Origin of the sequence: Microbacterium galbinum (genome assembly GCF_023091225.1) — a bacterium.
Classification (GTDB): Bacteria; Actinomycetota; Actinomycetes; order Actinomycetales; family Microbacteriaceae; genus Microbacterium; species Microbacterium galbinum.
In genome coordinates this window covers 2,518,977-2,539,736 of sequence record NZ_JAHWXM010000001.1, presented here as the reverse complement: position 1 = coordinate 2,539,736, position 20,760 = coordinate 2,518,977, and the positions used below count along the sequence as shown (strand labels likewise).

The 20,760-nt window shown below is 71.1% G+C and carries 15 protein-coding genes; all 15 read right to left on the bottom strand.

All coding sequences use genetic code 11. The features are described 5' to 3' along the window. Window positions 1-260: 260 nt before the first annotated feature. Window positions 261-1,895, bottom strand: a complete 1,635-nt coding sequence (locus tag KZC52_RS12160) for an ATP-binding cassette domain-containing protein (protein ID WP_247624302.1) — start codon at window positions 1,893-1,895, stop codon at window positions 261-263. Further along, a complete protein-coding gene (locus KZC52_RS12155) occupies window positions 1,892-2,764 on the bottom strand; it encodes an ABC transporter permease (RefSeq protein WP_247624301.1) in 873 nt (290 codons plus the stop codon). The genes KZC52_RS12160 and KZC52_RS12155 overlap by 4 nt, the downstream gene beginning before the upstream one ends. Continuing rightward, window positions 2,761-3,780, bottom strand: a complete 1,020-nt coding sequence (locus tag KZC52_RS12150) for an ABC transporter permease (RefSeq protein ID WP_247624300.1) — start codon at window positions 3,778-3,780, stop codon at window positions 2,761-2,763. The genes KZC52_RS12155 and KZC52_RS12150 overlap by 4 nt, the downstream gene beginning before the upstream one ends. A 191-nt stretch (window positions 3,781-3,971) precedes the next feature. After that, complete coding sequence (locus KZC52_RS12145) at window positions 3,972-5,600, bottom strand: ABC transporter substrate-binding protein (protein WP_247624299.1); 1,629 nt, start codon at window positions 5,598-5,600, stop codon at window positions 3,972-3,974. 170 nt (window positions 5,601-5,770) lie between these two features. Next, window positions 5,771-7,693 (bottom strand): helix-turn-helix domain-containing protein, encoded by a 1,923-nt coding sequence (locus KZC52_RS12140; RefSeq protein WP_247624298.1) that lies wholly within the window; start codon window positions 7,691-7,693, stop codon window positions 5,771-5,773. A 150-nt stretch (window positions 7,694-7,843) separates the two neighbouring features. Continuing rightward, window positions 7,844-8,617, bottom strand: a complete 774-nt coding sequence (locus tag KZC52_RS12135) for an enoyl-CoA hydratase/isomerase family protein (RefSeq protein ID WP_247624297.1) — start codon at window positions 8,615-8,617, stop codon at window positions 7,844-7,846. After that, window positions 8,617-9,882: a CaiB/BaiF CoA transferase family protein gene (locus KZC52_RS12130; protein ID WP_247624296.1), complete on the bottom strand. Its 1,266-nt coding sequence runs from the start codon at window positions 9,880-9,882 to the stop codon at window positions 8,617-8,619. Before KZC52_RS12130 ends, KZC52_RS12135 begins: the two co-directional genes overlap by 1 nt. Beyond that, the gene (locus tag KZC52_RS12125; RefSeq protein WP_247624295.1) at window positions 9,879-11,222 is read right to left on the bottom strand and encodes an MFS transporter; all 1,344 of its coding nucleotides are present in this window, start codon (window positions 11,220-11,222) and stop codon (window positions 9,879-9,881) included. The genes KZC52_RS12130 and KZC52_RS12125 overlap by 4 nt, the downstream gene beginning before the upstream one ends. Window positions 11,223-11,532: 310 nt before the next feature. Then, window positions 11,533-12,747, bottom strand: a complete 1,215-nt coding sequence (locus KZC52_RS12120) for a M20 metallopeptidase family protein (RefSeq protein ID WP_247624294.1) — start codon at window positions 12,745-12,747, stop codon at window positions 11,533-11,535. Further along, window positions 12,747-13,514 carry an ABC transporter ATP-binding protein gene (locus tag KZC52_RS12115; protein WP_247624293.1) on the bottom strand — a complete coding sequence of 256 codons (768 nt, stop codon included), beginning with the start codon at window positions 13,512-13,514 and terminating at the stop codon, window positions 12,747-12,749. Before KZC52_RS12115 ends, KZC52_RS12120 begins: the two co-directional genes overlap by 1 nt. Further along, a complete protein-coding gene (locus KZC52_RS12110; RefSeq protein WP_247624292.1) occupies window positions 13,511-15,340 on the bottom strand; it encodes a dipeptide/oligopeptide/nickel ABC transporter permease/ATP-binding protein in 1,830 nt (609 codons plus the stop codon). Before KZC52_RS12110 ends, KZC52_RS12115 begins: the two co-directional genes overlap by 4 nt. Window positions 15,341-15,343: 3 nt before the next feature. Next, on the bottom strand, window positions 15,344-16,387 hold the full coding sequence (locus KZC52_RS12105; RefSeq protein ID WP_247624291.1) for an ABC transporter permease: 1,044 nt from the start codon (window positions 16,385-16,387) through the stop codon (window positions 15,344-15,346). Window position 16,388: 1 nt separating this feature from the next. After that, window positions 16,389-17,978, bottom strand: a complete 1,590-nt coding sequence (locus KZC52_RS12100) for an ABC transporter substrate-binding protein (RefSeq protein WP_247624290.1) — start codon at window positions 17,976-17,978, stop codon at window positions 16,389-16,391. Window positions 17,979-18,040: 62 nt separating this feature from the next. Then, a complete protein-coding gene (locus KZC52_RS12095) occupies window positions 18,041-19,615 on the bottom strand; it encodes a hydantoinase/oxoprolinase N-terminal domain-containing protein (protein ID WP_247624289.1) in 1,575 nt (524 codons plus the stop codon). Beyond that, window positions 19,612-20,718, bottom strand: coding sequence for an S-methyl thiohydantoin desulfurase family protein (locus KZC52_RS12090; protein ID WP_247624288.1), 1,107 nt, complete (start codon window positions 20,716-20,718; stop codon window positions 19,612-19,614). The genes KZC52_RS12095 and KZC52_RS12090 overlap by 4 nt, the downstream gene beginning before the upstream one ends. Window positions 20,719-20,760: the final 42 nt, after the last annotated feature.

Here is a 20,760-nt window from a genome sequence, read left to right as displayed (position 1 = left end):
TCGACAGGAGTCACATCGGAAGATTCGGAATGACAACGCTGTCAGAACGGGGTGGAGCAACAGTAACCCGCACGTCGCGGGCGCGTCAAGAACCGGTTTACCCCGTGGATGCCGCGACGGCGCTCGGTCGCGCGAGGCGCGCTTCGGGAGGAGATCTCCGTCTCGGGAGGAGAAACAGGAGGGATTCCTCCTCCCCACGCCGAGATCTCCTCCCGAAGCGGTGGGTCAGACGGCGGGGAAGCTACGCGTCAGACGGCGCCTCAGACGGCGGGGAGCGAGGGAACCGCGTCGATCAGCAGGCGCGTGTACGCGTCGGCCGGGGCACGCATCACCTGCGAGGTGAGACCCTGCTCGCGCACCACGCCGCCCTGCAGCACCACGACCTCGTCGCAGACCTTCTGGATCACACCGAGATCGTGCGAGATGAAGAGGTATCCGACACCGGTCTCGGCCTGCAGACGCGCGATGAGCTCGAGGATCTGCTTCTGCACCGCCACGTCGAGCGCCGACACCGGCTCGTCGAGCACGACCACCGCGGGCTCCACGGCGAGCGCCCGGGCGATGCCGAGCCGCTGACGCTGACCGCCCGACAGCGACGAGGGCCGCCGGTCGGCGAAGTCCGCCGGGAGTCCGACTCGCTCGAGCCAGTCCCGCACGCGCGCACCGCGCTCCGTGCGCGACAGGGACGGATGCCGCAGCCCGATCGCCTCGTCGAGAAGGCGTCCCGCGGTCCAGCGCGGGTCGAACGACGACCCCGGATCCTGGTAGACGAACTGCACGTCGCGCGGGTCGTCGCTCGCACGGCGCACGGTTCCGGCATCCGCGGTCTCGAACCCGGCCAGGATGCGCGCGACCGTCGTCTTGCCCGACCCGGATTCGCCCACGACGCCGAGCGACCGCCCGCGGCGCACGGCGATCGAGACGTCCTTCACCGCGGGGCGCGTCGCGCCACCCGGCAGGCGGAAGGTCTTGCTCACGTGCTCGGCGGCGAGGACGACGTCGGATGCCCCGGAGGCCTCCACTGCCTGCACATCTTCGGAGATCTGGGGCGACACCCCGGTGGTCGGATGCTGGGCCCCGGCGTGTCCGGTCGAATCTCCGAAGTCGTGCGGGGCCGGCCCGCTGTCGAACCGCGGGGCGGCGTCGATGAGGGAGCGGGTGTACGGATGCTCGGGGTTCGACAGGACGTCGGCGGTCTCGCCCTTCTCGACCACGGCGCCGCCCTGCAGCACCAGCACGCGGTCGGCGAGCTGCGACACCACGGCGAGGTCGTGACTGATGAGCAGCAGCGCGATGCCCTGCTGCTTGAGCTCGCTGAACAGGGCGAGGATCTGCTTCTGCACCGACACGTCGAGCGCGGTCGTCGGCTCGTCGGCGATGAGCACGGCGGGGTCTCCGGCGAGCGCGGTGGCGATGAGCGCGCGCTGGCGCTGACCGCCGGAGAGCTGCGCCGGACGCTCGTCGATGCGCGTCGCGGGATCGGGCACGTGAGTGCGGCGCAGCAGGTCGAGCGCACGTTCGCGGCCGGCCCGTCCACGCGGTCCGCCGGTCGCGGCGATCGCCTCGCGCACCTCCTTGCCCACCGTGCGCAGCGGGTCGAGCGACGAGAGGGCGTCCTGCAGGATGTACCCGATGCGGCGGCCACGGATGCGGCGCCAGCGGCGTTCGGAGAACCGTCGCGCGTCGACGCCGTCGATCTCGAGCACCTCGGCATCCACCCGGGATCCCGTGCCGACGAGTCCGAGCAGGCTGCGCGCGCTGACCGACTTGCCCGATCCCGACTCACCGACCAGCGCGACGCACTCGCCGGGGCCGATCTCGAAACCGACGCCCTCGACGGCCGTGCGACCTCCGAACGACACGGTCAGGCCCTCGACCCGGATCAGCGCGTTCATCCGCGACCCTCCAGACGTGCCTGCAGGCGACGACCGAGCACGGTCGTGCTGATGACGAAGAGGGTGATCGCGAGACCGGGGAACACCGCGGCCCACCACCCCAGCGTGAGGAAGTTGCGCGCGTTCGAGAGCATCGAACCCCATTCGGGAGTGGGCGGCGGGCTGCCGAGACCGAGGAACGACAGGGCGGCGCCGGCGAGCGTCGCACCGCCGAGGCCGATCGTGGCGATCACGACGACCGGGCGCACGGCGTTCGGCAGCAGGTGTCGCCCGAGCACGCGGGCGCGCGACAGCCCCATGCCTCGGGAGGCCTCGATGAAGGTCGAGGTGCGCACGCGCAGCGTCTCCCCGCGCACGACGCGCACGTAGTACGGGATGCCGGCGATGCCGATCGCGATGGTGGCGGTGGCGAGCCCTCCACCGAAGAGCGCCAGGATGAGGATCGCGAGCACGAGCTCGGGGAACGCCGCTCCGATGTCGGTGAGCCGCAGCGTCACCGTCGAGATCACCCGGTTCGACAGCCCGGCGACGAGGCCGAGGATCGTCCCGAAGAAGAGCGAGATGACGACGGCGCCGAACCCGAGCACGAGCGAGCTGCGCGCACCGAAGACGATGCGGGCGTAGACGTCGCGTCCGATCTCGTCGGTGCCGAGCGGATGCCCCGGCCCCGGAGGCGCGAGGATCAACGCCCGATCGGCGGCGAGCGGGTCCTGCCCGGTGAGCAGCTGCGGCCACAGCGCGGCGAGCACGAACAGCACCAGCACCAGCGCGCACAGCAGTGTGCCGATGTCTGCGGCCAGGCGCACCCAGCCGCGCCAGCGCACGTGCTGCCGGGCGGTGACGGCCTCGGCGACGACTCCCCCGCTCATGCGGTGGCCTCCGTTCGGTCGGCGCCCGTAGGGTCGGATGCCGCAGCGGCGGCGTCGTCCTTCGACGGGGCGATCACGCGGTCGGCGTCGCGCACCCGCGGATCGACGAGCGCGTACGACAGGTCGACGAGCGTGTTCACGAGGATGAACACGGCGGTGCCGACGAGCACGACGCCGATCACGACCGGGATGTCCTGCGAGGCCACCGAGTCGACGAGCAGCCGCCCGAGCCCCGGACGGCTGAACAGGGTCTCGGTGATCGCGGCGCCACCGAGCAGGGCCCCGAACGAGAACCCGAGCATGGTCAGGTACGGCACCGCGGCGTGACGGAGCGCGTGCCGCACGGTCACGGCGAGCGACCCGAGACCGCGCGCACGGGCCGAGAGGATGAAGGGCTGCTCGAGCGCATCGTCGAGCGACTGCCGCAGCACCTGCAGCAGCAGGGCGGCCGTCGGCAGCGCGAGGGTGAGGGCGGGGAGGACGAGCGAGCGCAGATCACCGCTGTCGAGGATGGGGAGCGCGCGCAGCCACACGGCGAACACGAGCATCAGCACGAAGCCGAGCCAGAACACCGGGGTCGACGCGAGCACGAGTTCGACGCCCGAGGAGATCCAGCTGGGCAGGCGGCGACCGGCGGTCAGCACACCGCCGGCGAGCGAGATCACGACGGCGAGCACGATCGCGGCGAGCGCCAGGGCGATCGTCGGACCCGCCTGCGCGGCGAGCAGCGGGGCGACCGGTTGCTCCTGCACGTACGACATGCCGAGGTCTCCGCGCAGCAGACGACCGAGGTAGAGGAAGTACTGCACGATCAGCGGCTCGTCGAGGTGGTACTCCTGCCGCACGACGGCGAGAACCTCGGGGCTGATGTCGACCTGCTGCTGACCGGCGCCGAGGATCGCGAACGCCGGGTCGACCGGCACGAGCCGCAGCGCGAAGAACGTGAGGGTCGCCGCACCCCACAGCGTGATCAGGCTCACGCCGAGACGGCGCAGTACTCGCCAGACCGTGCTCATGTCGTTCCTCCTCCGTGTGCGTCTCGGGGCGGGACCCTTCGACAAGCTCAGGGACCCAGCACCGGGGCGGGACCCTTCGACAGGCTCAGGGACCCAGTACCGGGGCGGGACCCTTCGACAGGCTCAGGGAGAGCGACCGCCCTGGGTTGCTGAGCCTGTCGAAGCATCCCAGGGCGGTCACCCCGCGCGACTCAGTTCTTCCAGGCGTCGAACAGGTACGGCTGCGGCCACGCGTAGTCCCACGCGACGCCGTGCACGTTCGGCTGCCACGCCACCACGCGGGCCCGCGAGTACAGCGGGATCGACGGGGCGAGCGAGGGCAGCAGCTCCTGCGCCTGGCCGTAGAAGTCGGCGCGGGCGGCCGGGTCGGCGCTGGCGCGCGCCTGGGCCAGGATGCCGTCGAGCTCGGCATCCGCCAGGAACGACGCGTTCGAGCCGATCGACGAACCGTCCGACACGTTGTCGCCGCCGTAGAGGCGCCACAGCTGCATGCCGGTCGCCTCCGACTGGAACGACGGCATGATGCCGTACTCGCCGGTGTACAGGCGCTGCGAGAAGTCCGCCGCCGGGACAGGCTGCAGCACGAGCTCGAAGCCGAGCTCCTTCGCGTCGATCTGCACCTGCTCCAGCGTGCGCTGGGCGAGCTGGTCGTTGTCGGCGTAGGGCACGGTGGTGCTCAGGCGCTCGCCGTCCTTGGTGCGGTAGCCGTCGGCATCCGTTCCCGTCCAGCCGGCCTCGTCGAGCAGCGCGCCCGCGGCATCCGCGTCGAACTCGATGACGTTCTCGAGGTCGGTCTTGTAGTCGGGCGTCGTGGTCGCCAGGTACTCCTGCACGGGGTACGCGCCGAAGGTGGCGCTCTTGACGATCGCCTCGCGGTCGATGCCGGTGAGCAACGCACGGCGCACGTTCACGTCGTCGAACGGGGCGGTGCGCGTGTTCAGGTGCAGCGTGAAGCCGACACCCGGCAGCAGGAACTCGTCGGACTCGTAGCGGTCGTCGGCCTTGACCTCTTCGGCGTACTCGGGAGCGATGTAGTCGACGATGTCGGCCTCGCCCGTGAGCAGCGCGTTGTAGCGCGTCTGGTCCTCGGGCAGGAAGCGGTAGGTGATCTTGTCGAGGTACGCGGCGCCCTCGTGGGTGCCCTCGGGGCCCCAGTCGTAGTCGTCGTTGCGCACGTAACTGATGCTCTGGCCCTTGACCCACTCGTCGAAGACGAACGGACCGGTACCGACCACGGTCGACGCGAGCGAGTCGGGGTCGTCGAGCAGCTGTGTCGGCGACACGATGCCGAAGTACGGGGCGGCGATCAGCGTGAGGAAGCTCGACTCCGGCTGCTCGAGCGTGATGCGCACGGTGTACTCGTCGAGCACCTCGGCCGTCGGGCCCAGCTTCGCGACCGAACCCGTGGACTTGTTGGCCGGGTCGGCGACGTAGTCGAAGTTGACCTTCACGGCCTCGGCGTCGAACGGGGTGCCGTCGTGGAAGGTCACGTCGTCGCGCAGCGTGAACGTGTACACGCGGGCGTCGTCGGACACCTCCCAGTCGGTCGCGAGCCACGTGCCGTAGGTGCCGTCGCCGTTGTCCCACACGAGGGAGTCGACGACCGGGGTCAGCACGTGCGCGCCGCCCATCTGGTCGACGAGCGGGTTGAGCTGCGGCGGTTCGGAGCGAGCCGCGACGACGAGGTCGCCGCCGGTGACGGGCTCGCCGTTCTCACCCGAGGACTCGGGGGCGGCCGAGGCGCAGGCGGTCAGGGTCAGAGCGGTGACGACGGCTGCTGCGACGGCAGCGCCGAGGCGACGGGGGATTCCGGATGCCACGATGGGTCCTCTCGGGTCGGCACGGGCTTCCGACGCTATCCAGGCCTGCGGATGCCGGTCGCCCCGGGCTACACAGGGCGACACCGTGCGTCAGATTGCGTCACACGGGTGAGTTGCGAGGGCGAGTGGGCTAGGGTCGGCGCCCTTCGTCTCGTCGCTTCGCTCCTCGCTCAGGAACCGGGAAGCCCGAGCAACTCCCGCCGGAGGCGCTCGAGTCGCACGGCGGCCTGCAGGCGGAACCGGTACTCGGCATCCGCGGGGTCGCCGTCGAGCAGCGTCCAGATCCGGTCGAGCCGCTGCTGCACCGTGTTCGTGTGCACGCGCAGCGCCGTCGCCGCCCCCTGGCGGCTCTCCCCCGCGTCGAAGTAGGCGACGAGGGTGTCGACGAGCGCCGTGCCGCGCCGTTCGTCCCACGCGTGCACCGGCCCGAGCACCCCGTCGACGAATCGGGCGGCCGCCTCCGGCTCCCCCGAGGAGAGCACGTGATACGGCGCGAAGTCGTCCGACCGCACGGTCTCCCCCGACACCCCGAGCGGCCCCAGGAACCGCAGATCGCGCACGGCACGCTCGACCGACGCGCGTAGCGCCGGCACCCCGTCGACCGTCGCGCCGACGACCGCGGTGACCGACGGATCGTCGAGCTTCTCGGCGAGGATCCGCCGCACCCGCTCGGTCGCGGCCACGAGACCGGCCCCGGCCCCGGGCCCGTCGACGGATGCCGTCCACGCGACCACGAGCCCGTGTTCGCGCACCGTGACGAGGCCGTGGTCGCCGACGGCATCCGCGGCCACCGTCAGCGCACCCTCGCGCCCGCGCACATCGATCGCCGCCGCGCCCACGAGCGGGTGCACGACCTCGGCGGAGAGAACGGATGCCTCGGCCGAACCGTCGAGCACCGCACCGAGCACACGTGCACGGCGTTCGGCGCGGATCGCCGAGACGGCATCGCGTTTGAAGGAGACGAGAGCGGCGACCTGCGCGGCGCGCTCGAGCGTGGGGCGGGCGACGTCGTCGGGCACGGCGTCCTCGTCATCGGCGACCATCGCACCGAGCACCCGGTCGGCACCGAGGATCGCGACCACCAGCCACCGGAGCTCCCCGTCGACCACCGCGACCGCATGCCCGCTCGCCCGGCTCTCCCGGATCGCATCGGTGAGGGGCCTGCGGCGCGGCAGGCCCGCACGGGCGTCCGCTCCCGTATCGAGGGGAAGCCCCGTCTCGTCGACCGCGCGCACGCGCCGCCCGAGGCGATCCGACACCGTCGCGACGAGGTCGATCAGGGTCGCGCCCGAGACGACGGCGGCGGTGAGCTCTTCATGGATGCCGCCGACGATCTGCGTCGCGGCGAGGTGGCGCTCCAGCTCGCCGTACGCCTCTTCGGCGCGGGCGCGAGCAGCCGCGCTCTCGGCCAGCACGCGGGCGCTGTGCAGCACGGCGGCGGCATGATCGGCGAACGCCGAGAGCAGCAGCACCTGGTCGGGCGTGAAGTCGTGGGCGAACCGGTTGCAGGCGAACAGCGCTCCGAGCACCTCGTCGCCGACGGCCAGCGGCACGCCGAGGAACGAGACGAGCCCCTCGCGCGCGACCGCATCGTCGATGGAGGGGTCGTGCGGAGCATCCGCCATGCGCGTGTACTCGCGCACCCAGACCGGTTCGCGGGAGTCGGCGACCAGGCTCGCGAGGCCGAACCCGGCGGGCACGAGCAGGTCGCGGAACTCCGGTGTCACCGTGCCCGCCGAGTACCGCACGCGCAGATCGCCCTGCGCGTTGTCGACCTCCGAGAGGTACGTGACGTCGGTGCCCATGAGTTCGTGCGCGCGCTGAACGAGGCGGCGCAGCACGTCGGTCACGTCCTGCAGTCGCACGAGTTCGCGCGCGGTCGAGAAGAGCGCCTCGAGTTCGACGGTGCGCCTCCGCAGCCGTGCGGTCTGCTGCTGCGACTCCTGCACCGCGGCGAGGATCTCCTCGACATCGGATACCGCGGCATCCGCCTCGGTGAGCAACTGCGTGAGCGCGAGCATCCGCTCCCCCGGCTCGGCGCGCGCAGCCGCGACGACCTCGCGCACGAGCGCGGACGCGGTGTTCTCGGCCATGAGGCTCCTCTCACCCCCACCTTCCCACGCCCACTCGCCCGGGGTGGGACCCTTCGACAGGCTCAGGGACCCAGTCATGCGGGCGGGGCCCTTCGACAGGCTCAGGGACCCAGTCACACGGAAGGGCCCTTCGACGGGCTCAGGGACCAGCTAGCCCCGCGACGGGAACCGCGGGGGGCGGCGCTCGGCGAAGGCGGCGAGGCCCTCGCGGGCGTCGTCGCTCGCGAACGCCTGCTGGCCCAGCACCGCTTCGAGGCGGAACGCCTCGGACTCGGGCAGGTCGGCGAGCGCACGCACGGCCCGCTTCACGGTCGCGAGCGCTGTGGCGCTCTTCGTGAGCAGCTGCTCGGCGACGGCGATCGCTTCGTCGTGCAGAGCGGATGCCTCGACCACCCGGTTCACGAGCCCGTACCGCAGCGCGGTCTCGGCGTCGATGCGGTCGCCGCGCAGCATGAGGTCCATCGCGAACGCGTAGGGGATCTGCCGGATGAGCCGCACGAGGGTACCCCCGGCCGGCACGACGCCGACACCGGTCTCGGGCAGCGCGAACTGGGCATCCGCCGAGGCGAGGCGGATGTCGGTCGACAGCATGATCTCGAACCCGCCGCCGAGGCACAGTCCGTTGATCGCGGCGACCACCGGCTTCTCGAGCGTCGAGTGCTTCTGGTGCGCGGCATCCCATTCACTGATGTCGAAGCGCTCCTCGGTGAGCGCCGGGATCGATTCGCCCAGATCGGCGCCGACGCAGAACGCGCGCTCCCCCGCCCCCGTCAGCACCGCGACGCCGATGCGCGGGTCGCCCTGCACCTCCGCGAACGCGGCGCCGAGTTCGTCGTACATCGCGAGCGTCAACGCGTTGAGCTTCTCGGGGCGGTCGATCGTGATGACGCCGATGCCACCCGTGCGGTCGAGACGGATGCCCATCAGATCGTGCCTCCCGTGCGCAGCGCGGCGACCTCGTCGGCCGAGTAGCCGAGGAACTCCCCCAGCACCCGATCGGTGTGCTCACCCATGTCGGGCGCGAGCCCCGCGGTCTGCGCGGGTGTGCGATCGAGCTTCACCGGCGACCCGAAGGTGCGCAGCGACCCGTGGCCCGGGTAGTCGTTGTCGACGATCATGCCGCGCGCGGCGATCTGCGGATCCTCGACCACCTCGCCGATGTCCTTCACCGCGCTCAGCGGCACGAGGTCTCCGGCGAGCGCCTCGAGCTCGGCCTTGGTGCGGTCGGCGAACCAGCGCACGACCATCGGCTTGACCCTCTCCTGGTAGACCTCGGCATCGAAGCGGGTGGCCATGCCGTGCAGGTCGGGATTGTCGTTCCAGTCGGCCGGGCTGCCGAACGTCTCGCACGAGATGCGCCAGAACTTGTCGGTGTACCCGCCGAAGAACACGAAGCCGTCGGCGCACGGGAACAGCTCGTAGGGGCGCACGAACGGATGCTGGTTGCCGAGGGGCTTCGGCACGACACCGTCGACCGTGTACGACACGACGGCGTTCTCGGTGAGGGTGAGGACGGAGTCCTGCTGCGAGATGTCGACGAGCTGCCCCTCGCCCGTCTGCTCGGCGTGCCGGAGCGCCGCGAGCACCCCGATCACGCCGTAGAGGCTGGCGGCGAGGTCGCCGATGATCGTGCCCACACGGGTGGGCGGCCCACCGGCCTCACCGTTCATCGACCACAGTCCGCCGGTGGCCTGCGCGCTGTTGTCGTAGGCGGGGCGCAGCCGGTACGGACCCGACTGGCCGTAGCCGCTGAGCGCCGCGTACACGAGCTTCGGGTTCACCCGACGCAGACGCTCGTAGCCGTGCCCGAGACGGTCCATCGTGCCGGGGCGGAAGTTCTCGACGAGCACGTCGGCGCGCTCGACGAGCCGGTCGAGCACCTCGGCGGCACCCGGGCTCTTCAGGTTCAGCGTGACGCCCAGCTTGTTGCGGTTGTACTGCGCGAAGAATCCGCTCAGCGGCTCCGCATCCTCGCGCGGCAGCATCGGCGGGAAGGTGCGCGTGTAGTCGGGGTCGCCGGGGTTCTCGACCTTGATGACCGTCGCGCCCAGGTCGGCCAGGATCATCGAGCAGTAGGGCCCGGCGACGACGCGTGTGACGTCGACCACCACCACCCCCGCGAGTGAGCCGGGAGCGGCATCCACTCCTCCGAGTCCGGCGAGCAGGGCGCGGGTGGCGTCATCGATCATCGAGAGGATCCTTCCGGGGCGGGAGCGGCGGCACGCGCAGCGGCGCGACGCGAGAGGCGGTGGAGCAGGGTGACCGAGACGAGGGTGACGATGCCCGCGACGACCATGTAGAGGGCGATCGCCCACGAGCCGCCGAACACGTCGAGCAGCTCGAGGTAGATGATCGGCACGAACGCCGAGCCCACGATCGTGCCGATGCCGAGCGCGAGCGACATGCCCGTGTAGCGGATGCGCACGTCGAACGCCTGTGCGTAGAGCACGCCGAGGGTGCCGTAGGTCGCGCAGAAGCCGATCGTCGTCGCGATGTAGGCGACGTATGCGGCGGCGAGGCTGCCGGTGTCGATCAGCCAGAACGCCGGGAACGCCAGGAGCACCGAGAGGATCGTGCCGGAGGCGAAGACCTTCGCGACGCCGAAGCGGTCGGCGAGCCACCCGGCGAGCGGGAGTCCGACCAGCGCCAGCAGGGAGCAGATCGTCGCGATCGTGAGCATCTCGGGCTGCGTGTGCCCGACGAACTGGGTGCCGTAGGTGAGGCTGAACGTGAACAGCATGTAGAAGACCGCACCGATGACGGCGAAGCTGAGGGCCGCGAAGACGACCTGGCCCGGGTGGGTCTTGAGGGTCTCCCAGAGCGGCACGCGGGCGGCCTTACCGGCATCGCGCATCTTCTCGAACTCGGGGGTCTCACTGATCCTCAGACGGATGAACAGGCCCACCAGCACCAGCACCGCGCTGATGAGGAACGGCACCCGCCAGCCCCACGCCTGGAAGGCGTCGCCGGGGAGCGCGACCAGCGGCAGGAACACCAGGGTCGACAGCGTCAGCCCCAGCGCGAGTCCCACCTGCGGGAAGCTGCCGAGGAACGCGCGACGACGCGGCTCGGCGTGCTCGACGACGAGCAGGACCGCACCGCCCCACTCGCCGCCGAGAGCGAAGCCCTGCACGAAACGCAGCACCATCAACAGGATCGGGGCGGCGACCCCGATCGCGGTGTAGGTCGGCAGGAGACCGATGAGGAAGGTGGCGACACCCATGAGGACGAGCGAGATGACGAGCATCCGCTTGCGTCCGATGCGATCGCCGAAGTGCCCGAACACGATCGACCCGAGCGGGCGGCCGAAGTACCCGACAGCGATACCGCCGAACGCCAGGATCGTGCCGACGAGCGGGTCGTAGTCGGGGAAGAACAGGCTGTTGAGGATCAGCGCCGCCGCCGTCGAGTAGGCGAAGAAGTCGAACCACTCGACGGTCGTGCCGACGACGCTCGATGCGACGATCGTACGGATCTGCGAGCGCTCCGCGGGAGGCGCGTCGCGCCGGGCGGTGGATGCCGAGGTCATGGGGTTCCCTTTCCGCGGCGTCTCCGCTGACGCCGGCCAGGGATCAGCCTGTCAGGGCGGGAGGCACGGGCCTATGTCTCAGGCGCATACACCTGTGGTCTCGGTATGGCTCTCCGCGCCACGGCATCCGCGGGCCCTTCGTCTCGTCGCTGCGCTCCTCGCTCAGGAACCGGTCCCTGAGCGAGCGGAGCGAGACGAAGGGCCGCGCACGACGGAGGAGATCTCGCGTTCCGCAGGAGCATCCGCTGGATTCGATCCTGCGTTGCGCGAGATCTCCTCCGTTACGCGCACGACCGCGAGACGGGCGGCCTCAGCCGCGCAGCAACCGGCGCCAGGTGAGCTCGGCGAGGACGGATGCCTGCAGCGGAAGCACCTCGTCGTCGAAGATGGCCTGCTCGGAGTGCAGCGGCATCGGACCCGAGTCGGGGGCGGCACCGACGAACACGAGGGCGCCGGGCACTTCCTGCAGCACGTAAGAGAAGTCCTCGGATGCCATCGACGGCGCCGCGAGCCGGATCACGCGCTCCTCCCCGACGAGCTCGTCGAGCACCTCCAGCACCTCGCGAGTCTCGGCGGGGTCGTTGTAGGTCACGGGGTACGAGGCGATGAACTCCGACTCCAACCGGCATCCGTTGGACTCGGCGATCCCCGCCAGCATCACCGGCAGCTGCTCGCGCACCGTGTCGAGGGTCTGCATCGACAGGGTGCGGATGTTGGCCTCGAGCGAGACGGTCGCCGCCAGCACGTTGCTCGCCTCGGAGTCGCTGCTCAGGCGCGTGATCGAGATCACGGCCTGGTCGGTGGCGGGCAGGCGGCGTGCGGCGAAGGTCTGCACCGCGAGGATGAGCTGCGCCGCCACCGGCACCGGGTCGATGCCGAGCTGCGGGAAGGCGGCGTGGCCGCCGGTGCCGTGCAGGGTCAGGCGCAGCGCGCTGGCGCTCGCCATCATCGCGCCCTCGCGGGTGACGAGCTGTCCGCGCGGGGTGGCGCTGTCGACGTGGATCGCGTACGCCGCGACCGGCCGCGCCCCGGCGGCGTCGAGCACGCCCTCCTCGATCATGATGCGACCGCCGGCCTGCCCCTCCTCACCGGGCTGGAACATGAACACGACCGTGCCGGGGAGTTCGTCGCGGCGGGCGGCCAGCAGCCGCACGGCACCGAGCACTCCGGCCATGTGCAGGTCGTGGCCGCAGGCGTGCATCGCGCCCGAGGTCGCGGCGAACGGCAGACCGGATGCCTCGGTGATGGGCAGTCCGTCCATGTCGCCCCGCAGCAGCACCACCGGGCCCGGACGCCCGCCGCGCAGCACAGCGGTGATCGACGACAGCGACTGCCCGACGGTGATCTCGAGTCCGAGACCCTCGAGCTCACGCAGCAAAATCGCCTGCGTGTTCGGCAGGTCGAGTCCGATCTCGACCGCCCCGTGCAGCTCGCGCCGCACGGCCGTGAGGTGCGCGCGCAGTTCTTCCGCCGCACCCCCGAACCCGCCGTCGAAACCAGAACCCGCGTCCGAACCGGAACCCATCAGAACTGCATCCTCTCGCCGAGAACGGGGACTGCGTCGAGCAGGTCCACCGTGTAGGGGTCGGCGGGGTTCGCGAGCAGTGCTTCGGTCGGCCCGGCCTCGACCAGCTTGCCATGTCGCATCACGCACACCTCGTCGCTGATGTACCGCACGACCGCGAGGTTGTGCGAGATGAACAGCATCGACAGCCCCAGTTCCTGCTGAACCTCGCGCAGCAGGTTGAGGATCGCGCCCTGCACCGAGACGTCGAGGGCGCTGGTGACCTCGTCGGCGATGAGCACCGAGGGCTCGCCCGCGAGGGCGCGCGCGATCGTGATGCGCTGACGCTGGCCGCCCGAGAATGCACCGGGCCGCTCGCCCGCGCGGTCGGGGTCGAGGTGCACCTGGGCGAGCAGTTCGCGCACGCGGGCGATGCGCTCGGCGCGGGTCCAGCGGCGGCCGGTGGCGCGCAGGGCCTCGGCGATCGAGTCGCCGATGGGCATGAGCGGGTCGAGAGCCGAGAACGGGTCCTGGAAGACGAGCTGCATACGGCGGCGTGCGCGGCGTGCGGCCGCACCACCGGTCGCCGTCTCGACGCCGTCGACGCGGATCGATCCGGACTCGGGGCGCACGAGCCCGACGGCGGCGGCCGCGATCGTGCTCTTGCCCGACCCGGATTCGCCGACGAGTCCGACCGTGCGGCCCTTCGGCACCGACAGACTCACCCGTTCGACCACGCGGGTACGGCCGTAGCGGACGCTCAGGTCCGTGATCTCGAGCGCGTTCACACCGGCACCTCCTTCTCGTGGGCACCGTCGTGGGAGCCCTCGCGGGCATCCGACGGCTCCTCCGTCGGCGCGGAGTCGTCCAACGCCTCGGGCATCAGTTCCGGCGGGATCACCGGCAGCGGCTGCGTTCGGTCGCTCGTCATGTCGGGGAGGCACGCGATGAGCGCCTGCGTGTACGGATGCTGCGCGTCCTGCCGGATGCGGCCGGCCAAGAGCGCCTCGACGACCCGCCCGTCCTTCATCACGATGACCCGGTCGCAGAACGCCGAGACGAGGGCGATGTCGTGCGAGATGAACACGATCGCCGCTCCCGTCTCCTCCTGCGCCCGGTGCAGCACGCCCATCACCTGGCGCTGCACGGTCACATCGAGCGCGGTGGTGGGCTCGTCGGCGATGATCAGCCGCGGCTTGCCGGTGAGCGCCATGCCGATCATGGCCCGCTGACGCATGCCGCCCGAGAACTCGTGCGGGTACTGCTTCAGCCGGTTCGCGGCATCCGGGATCCCGACGGCGGTCAGCGCGTCGGCGGCGCGCACGCGCGCCTCCTTCGGGCGCATGCCCATGTGCACCTCGGGCACCTCGGTGAGCTGGCGCCCGATGGTGAGCGCGGGGTTCAGCGAGGTGAGCGGGTCCTGGAAGATCATGCCGAGCTCGACGCCCAGGCGGGCACGATCGGATGCCGTCAGCTGCCCGGTCATGTCGAGGTCGTCGAAGCGGTGCGCCGAGGTCGTGATGATCGCGTCGTCACCGAGGAGCCCGGCGAGCGCCATCGCGGTGAGCGACTTGCCCGACCCGGATTCGCCGACGATGCCGACGATCTCTCCCCGGGCGACCCGCAGGTCGACGCCGCGCACCCGCTCGACCACGCCGCCGTCGGCGGTGGGGAAGGCGATGTGCAGGTCGGTGATCTCGGCGACCACGTCGCTCTCGGGCGCCGCGGCGGCCGGGGCCGGGTTTCGTCGGCGCGAGGTGATCGTCACCCCGCCGGCGGCCCGGGCGGCGACGGCGCGGAAGCCCGAGCCGCGGGTGCCGGCGACGGCTTCGCTGAGCAGCGTGAAGACGAGACCGGCGAGCACGATGGCGATGCCGGGGCCGATCGCCGCGAGCGGGTTCACGTAGATGCGCAGGATGCCCTCCTGCAGCATCCGCCCCCAGTCGTACGCGGGCGCCTGCACCCCGAGGCCGAGGAACGAGAGACCGGCGAACGACAGCAGCGTGACGCTCGCGGTCGCGGCGGCGTTCACGAAGAACGGGTTGGCGATGTTCGGCAGCACGTGCCGCAGCAGGATGCCGACCGGCCCGACGCCCACCACGCGGGCGGCCCGCACGTAGTCGCGGCCCGACACGGAGGAGGCGAGGTTGTACACGAGACGGGCGAACGAGGGGATGCCCGCAAAGCCGATCGCGAGCATCGCCCCGGTCGCCGTCGCGCCCCAGATGACGGTGAAGAACAGCACCATCAGCAGCCAGGGGAACGCGAGCAGGATGTCGAGGAGGCCCGTGAACCAGCGCCGCGGGTACTTGGGCAGGATGCTCGCGACGAGACCGAACACGATGCCGCCGGCGAGCGCGATCGCCGTGGCGCCGAGCGTGAGCAGCAGCGTGAGGCGCGTCGCGGTGAGCACGCGGGCGAGTATGTCGCGACCCAGCTCGTCGGTGCCGAACGGGTGCACCGCGCTCGCGCCGAGCAGACGCGAGGAGACGTCGGTGGTGTCGGCGCCCGGGCCCCAGATCGTGGGACCGGCGACGGCGAGGAACACCAGGAGCGCACTGCCGGCGAGGGCGGAGATCGCGGTGGCGTTGAGGAGTTTCTTGCGCACGGACATGTCTCAGCCCTCCGTGATCGACGAGCGCGGATCGATGGTGGCGAGGATGACGTCGACGACGAGGTTCACGCCCAGCACGATGAGCGCGTAGACGATGACGACGCCCTGCACCATCGGGTAGTCCTTGGCCCCGACCGACGAGACCATGATGGTTCCGAGTCCGGGGATCGCGAACACGGTCTCGATGAGCACGGTCGCGGCGGTGAGGCCGGCGAGGATGAGCCCGCCGACGGTGAGCGACGCGGTGACGATGTTCGGCAGCGCGTGCCGCAGGTGGATCAGGTGCCGCGGCAGGCGCTTGGCCCGGGCGGTGGTCATGTAGGTGGTGTCGAGCACCGCCAGCATCTCGACCTGCACGATGCGCACGAGGTACGCCATCGGGCCGATCGCGAGGGCGATGACCGGCAGCACGGCATCCGCCGGCTTTCCCCATCCCGCCGCCGGCAGCCAGCCGAGCTGCACCGCGAACAGCGAGATGAGACCGACCGCCACGAGGAAGCTCGGGACGGCGATCAGGATGCCGAGCACGGCCGACAGCGTCATCGACAGGCCGCGGCGACGGCCGGAGCGGGCGAGCACCGCCGCACCGATGCCCGCGGGCAGCGCCCCGATCACGGCGATGATGAAGGCGAGCACCGCGAGGAGCAGCGTGGTCGGGAAGCGCTGCGCGAGCACGTCCGCCACCGGTCGCTGCAACCGCACCGAGGTGCCGAGGTCGCCCGTGAAGAGACCGCCGATGAAGCGGAAGAACTGCTCCCACATCGGCCGGTCGAGGCCGAGCTGGGTGCGGGTCGCCTCGACGAGCTGCGGCGTCGCGCTCTGACCCAGCGCCGCGCGCACGGGGTCGCCGGGCACGAGGTACATGAGCAGGAACGACGCGACGATCACCACGGCCAGGGAGATCACGAGCCGGCCGAGGCGGCGGAGCAGGAACGCGGTGCGCGGGGAGAGACCCCGACGCAGGCGGCGCTCCTCCACCCGCGCCGCCAAGGCGGCCGTGGTGGTGTCGACCACCTCGGCGGTCGCGGGAGGAGGAGTCGTCGTCATGTCAGCCCAGCATCCGGATCGAGGTCGGCTGGATGAAGTTCGGCTGCTCGAACACCGCGCCCGACTGGTAGGTCGGCAGGATGTTGTCGGTCACCGGGAACACGTCGAAGCGGTTGATGAGCTCGGCCTCGGCGTCCTGCCAGATGCCGCAGGTCTCCTCGGGGCTCGCGCTCGAGGCCTCGGCGGCGAGAGCGGAGTACTCGGGGTTGTCGACCCACATGAAGTTCAGACCGCCCTGGTCGGGGGTGGCGCCGTCGAAGAACGTCGACAGCACGACCGGGCCGCCCGGTGCCACCTGCACCCAGCCGGTGTCCCAGTCGAAGGTCGACCAGAGCTGCTCCGACCAGGCCGCCGCGTCGTTCGCGAACAGCTCGGTCGTCACGCCCAGCTCGTCCCACGTCTCCTTGACGAGCTCGGCCGCGGCCGCGTGCGTCGAGGTGGGGGCGTTGTAGACGAACTTGATGGTCAGCGGCTGGCCGTCCTTGGTGCGCGTGCCGTCGGAGCCGACCGTCCAGCCGGCCTCGTCGAGCAGCTCGGCCGCCCGGTCGAGGTCGGTGTCGGGCAGCTCCCACTTCGGACCGTCGGCGACGCAGAGCAGCGGGTTCTTGGTCACCAGCGAGACGGACTCCAGTGCCTCGCCGTCGGCGATCACCGTGCCGACCTCGTCGCGGTCGATCGCGATCGACAGCGCCTCGCGCACGAGCGGGTCGGAGAACGGACGACCCTCCTTCTCGTTGAAGAGGATCATTCCGACGGGGTTGCGCACACCCGAGTGGGTGAGTCCGGCGCCGTCGAGACGGGCACGGTCCGCGCCCGAGATCGTCGCCGCGTTGATCTCGCCGGAGACGAGCAGGTTGGCGGCCGTGCTCTCATCGGTGACGACGCGCGCCTGGATCGTGTCGGGCAGACCGACGGTCTCGCTCGTGACGTCGTCGGGGCCCCACGTGTAGTCGTCGCGCTTGGTGAACGTGTAGGTGTCGCCCGGCTTGACGTCGCTCAGGCCGAAGAGTCCGGTGCCGTCGGTCGCGTCCGACAGCGTGGTCGGGTCGGCGAGGCCGGCGTCGCAGACGAGCATGATCGTGCCGACGTTGACGGCCAGGAACGGGTTGTTCTCGGTGCTCGTCACCGTCACGACGTTACCGTCGGCGGTGGCCGAGATCGTCTCGTCGATGACCGAGCCGTACGAGAAGGTCGCGTTGGCGGGGTCGGCGTTGTAGTTGAGGTTGTCGGCGACGGTCTGCGCTGTGAACTCCGACCCGTCGGTGCAGGTGATGCCGTCCTTGAGGGTGAAGACGACCTCGGTGCCCGTCTCCTCCCAGCTTTCGGCGAGCCAGGGCACGAGGTCTCCCTCGTCGGTGACGGCGATCAGCGATTCGTAGGCGAGGCTGACGACCGCGAACGTGTCGGGCGAGACGGCCTTGAGCGGATTCAGGTCGCCCGGGTCGTCGCCGACGGCGGTCACGAAGGTGCCGCCGGAGACGTAGTCGCCCTCGGCGGGCGCGGACTGATCGTTCGAGCCCGCGCAGGACGTCAGTGTCAGCGCAAGCGCAGAGAGAACGGCGGCCACGGGTACTGCGGTACTGCGTTTCATAGCGATCTCCTGATTTCGGGTGAGGGGGTGGAGCTGCGGATGCTGTGGTCTTCTTCTTCCGGTCAGCGGACCGGAACCTCGGCCGAGAGCCGCGCGAGCGGGCCTGCGGCCTTGACCGTCACGTTGACGGTGGGCTGGGCGGTGTAGGGAACGTGCGTCTCGAGGACCTCGACGATCGACACCTGCAGCGGGTCGGCGCCGGCCTGGATCGCCTTCGCGATGGCGGCTTCGGATGCCTGCTCGATCGCCTGGTCGCGATCGCCCATCGGGGCCATCTGATCGGCTCGGCCGCCGGCGAGCGAGATCGCCGCGCCGACGGCGTTGGCGACGCCGCCGTGGTCGGGACGCAGGATGCTGCCGGCGCTCGCGAGGCTGTCGGGAACGAGGAATCCGCCGCCGCCGACGACGACGAGGGGGATGTCCATGCGGCCGAGGGAGAGGCGTTCGACGGCCTCCTCCAGACGATCGGCGACCTTCGCGAGCGCCTGCTCGAGCGCCTCGGTCACCTGCGACGACAGCCCGGGCAGCGTACGACCGGCGACGGGGCTGCCGGCGAGTGCCGCGGCATCCGTCAGCGTCGGGGTGGAGCCGCCGAACAGCAGGCCCTCCCGGTCGATGCGGTAGCCGACCGAGTCCGGGCCGACGCGGCCCGAGGCGACGTCGACGATCGTGCCGCCGCCGATGCCGACGCTGAGGATGTCGGGCATCCGGAAGTTCGTGCGCACCCCGCCGATCTCGCGCGGCAGCGTCGACTCACGGGGGAAACCGCCCACGACCACCCCGAGGTCGGAGGTCGTGCCGCCCACGTCGATCACGATCGCGTCGTCGTGGCCCGAGAGGTACGCGGCGCCGCGGATGGAGTTCGCGGGGCCCGATCCGATCGTGAGCACGGGGTACTGCGCGGCGTAGTCGAGCGACATCAGGGTGCCGTCGTTCTGGGCGAAGAAGGTGGTCGCGTCGAGACCCTCCTCGGCGACGACCGTCACCAGCGCTTCGGTCACCGACCGGGCGACGCTGTAGAGCGCGGCGTTGAGGAGCGTCGCGTTCTCACGCTCGAGCAGACCCGTCGGGCCGATGTCCTGGCTGAGGAACACCCGGGTGTCCTGCCCCAGGTGGCCGCGCAGAAGGTCGGCGACCTCGAGCTCCTGCTCGGGCGACGAGGGGCTGAAGATGCCCGCCACGGCGATCGCATCGAAGTCGTCGAGGCCGTCGACGAAGCGCAGGATGCCGTCGCGGTCGAGCGGGGCGATCGGGGTGCCGTCGACCATGTGGCCGCCGCCGAGCATCGTGGCGCCGGCGAGCACCATGCGCACGAGGTCGTCGGGCCAGCCGGTCAGCGGCGGGTACTCGGTCGCGGCCGGCGCACCGAGGCGGATCATCGCGACCCGGTCGAGCTGGCGGCGCTGCACGATCGCGTTGGTCGCGTGGGTCGTGCCGAGCATGACGCGCGAGACACGGGAGCGGTCGTCGCCGATCGCGGCGAGCACGTCGCGGATGCCGGCGCGGATGCCGCCGGTGATGTCATCGGTCGTGGCGCGCTTGGTCCACGCGAGCACCCGGCCGTCGCCGTCGAGCACGACCGCGTCGGTGTTCGTGCCGCCGACGTCGACGCCGATGGAGAGGTCGCGGGCGGTCATCGGGTCGCTCCTTCGAACGGGACGTACGGCAAGTCGTAGCCGAAGGCCAGGGGCCCGGCGAGCTCGAGGCCGCGGGGCGTGCGCCAGATCGGGTCGCAGGCCCACGCGAGCACCGAGACGCGCTGGCCGAAGCGCAGCATCTCGGTGGTGATCGCGTGGCCGGTCTCGGCGTCGATGATCGTGATGAGGTCGGGGACGCTCACCAGCACCTCGCCGTCTTCGAGCACGAGCAGGTTCTCGTTCTGCAGCTCGAGGCGCTGCAGGCGGCCCCGGTCGGCGCCGGTGCCGGTGATCGTCACCGAGCCGCGCACGAACCCGCCGACGGTGCGGCGGTCGAGGTCGGTGATCTTGCCGGTCATGAGCACCCGGGCGTCGAGCTCGGCCGCGACGGCGGCGACCGGATCGGACGACGACATCAGGGCGTGGCCGACGCGGATAGCGGCGCTCACCGTGCCCTCGATGACCGAGCCCTTCACCTGGTCGGCGGTCATCGGGTAGTGCGCGCCGATGCAGATCGAGCCGCTCGCGACGGTGAGGGCGCGGGCGTGACGCTCGAGCCAGTGCAGGTCGACCGTCTTCATGACCGAGATGTTCCCGACGACGTCGCTCTGCACGGCCCATGCGCAGGGGACGCCGGCGACGTTCATCGCCACCATCGCGGCATCCGGGAACGCGCGGCCCATGCCGTCGGCGTCGAGGATCTGCAGGCCGAGGCGGGCGGCCCAGCCGATCGGCTGCACGCCGTTGCTTCCCCCGATCTCGGCCGCCATGAGTGTCGTGACCTTGCGGCCGAGCAGCCTCTCGGCCTCGGCGAGCAGCGCGTGGATCTGGTCCTTCGCGGCCAGCATCTCGATGCCGACCGTCGGGGCGCCGATGCCCGACATCAGGATGACGACGTCGGCGGCGCCGAGGTCGTCGACCTGCACCAGGCGCACGGGGCCGTGCTCGCGCAGCGCGGTCTCGACCATGATCTGCGAGGTGTAGACGGCGCCACCGCCGCCGGTGCCGAAGATCGCAGTGCCGACGCCGAGCGCGGCGATGTCGTCTGCCGTGATCTCGGTGATCGGAGCCGCGGTGCGTGCGACGGAGGAAGTCTGGGCCATGTGTTCACGGTACGGAGCCGTTCACCTCCCGGCAATGTTTCC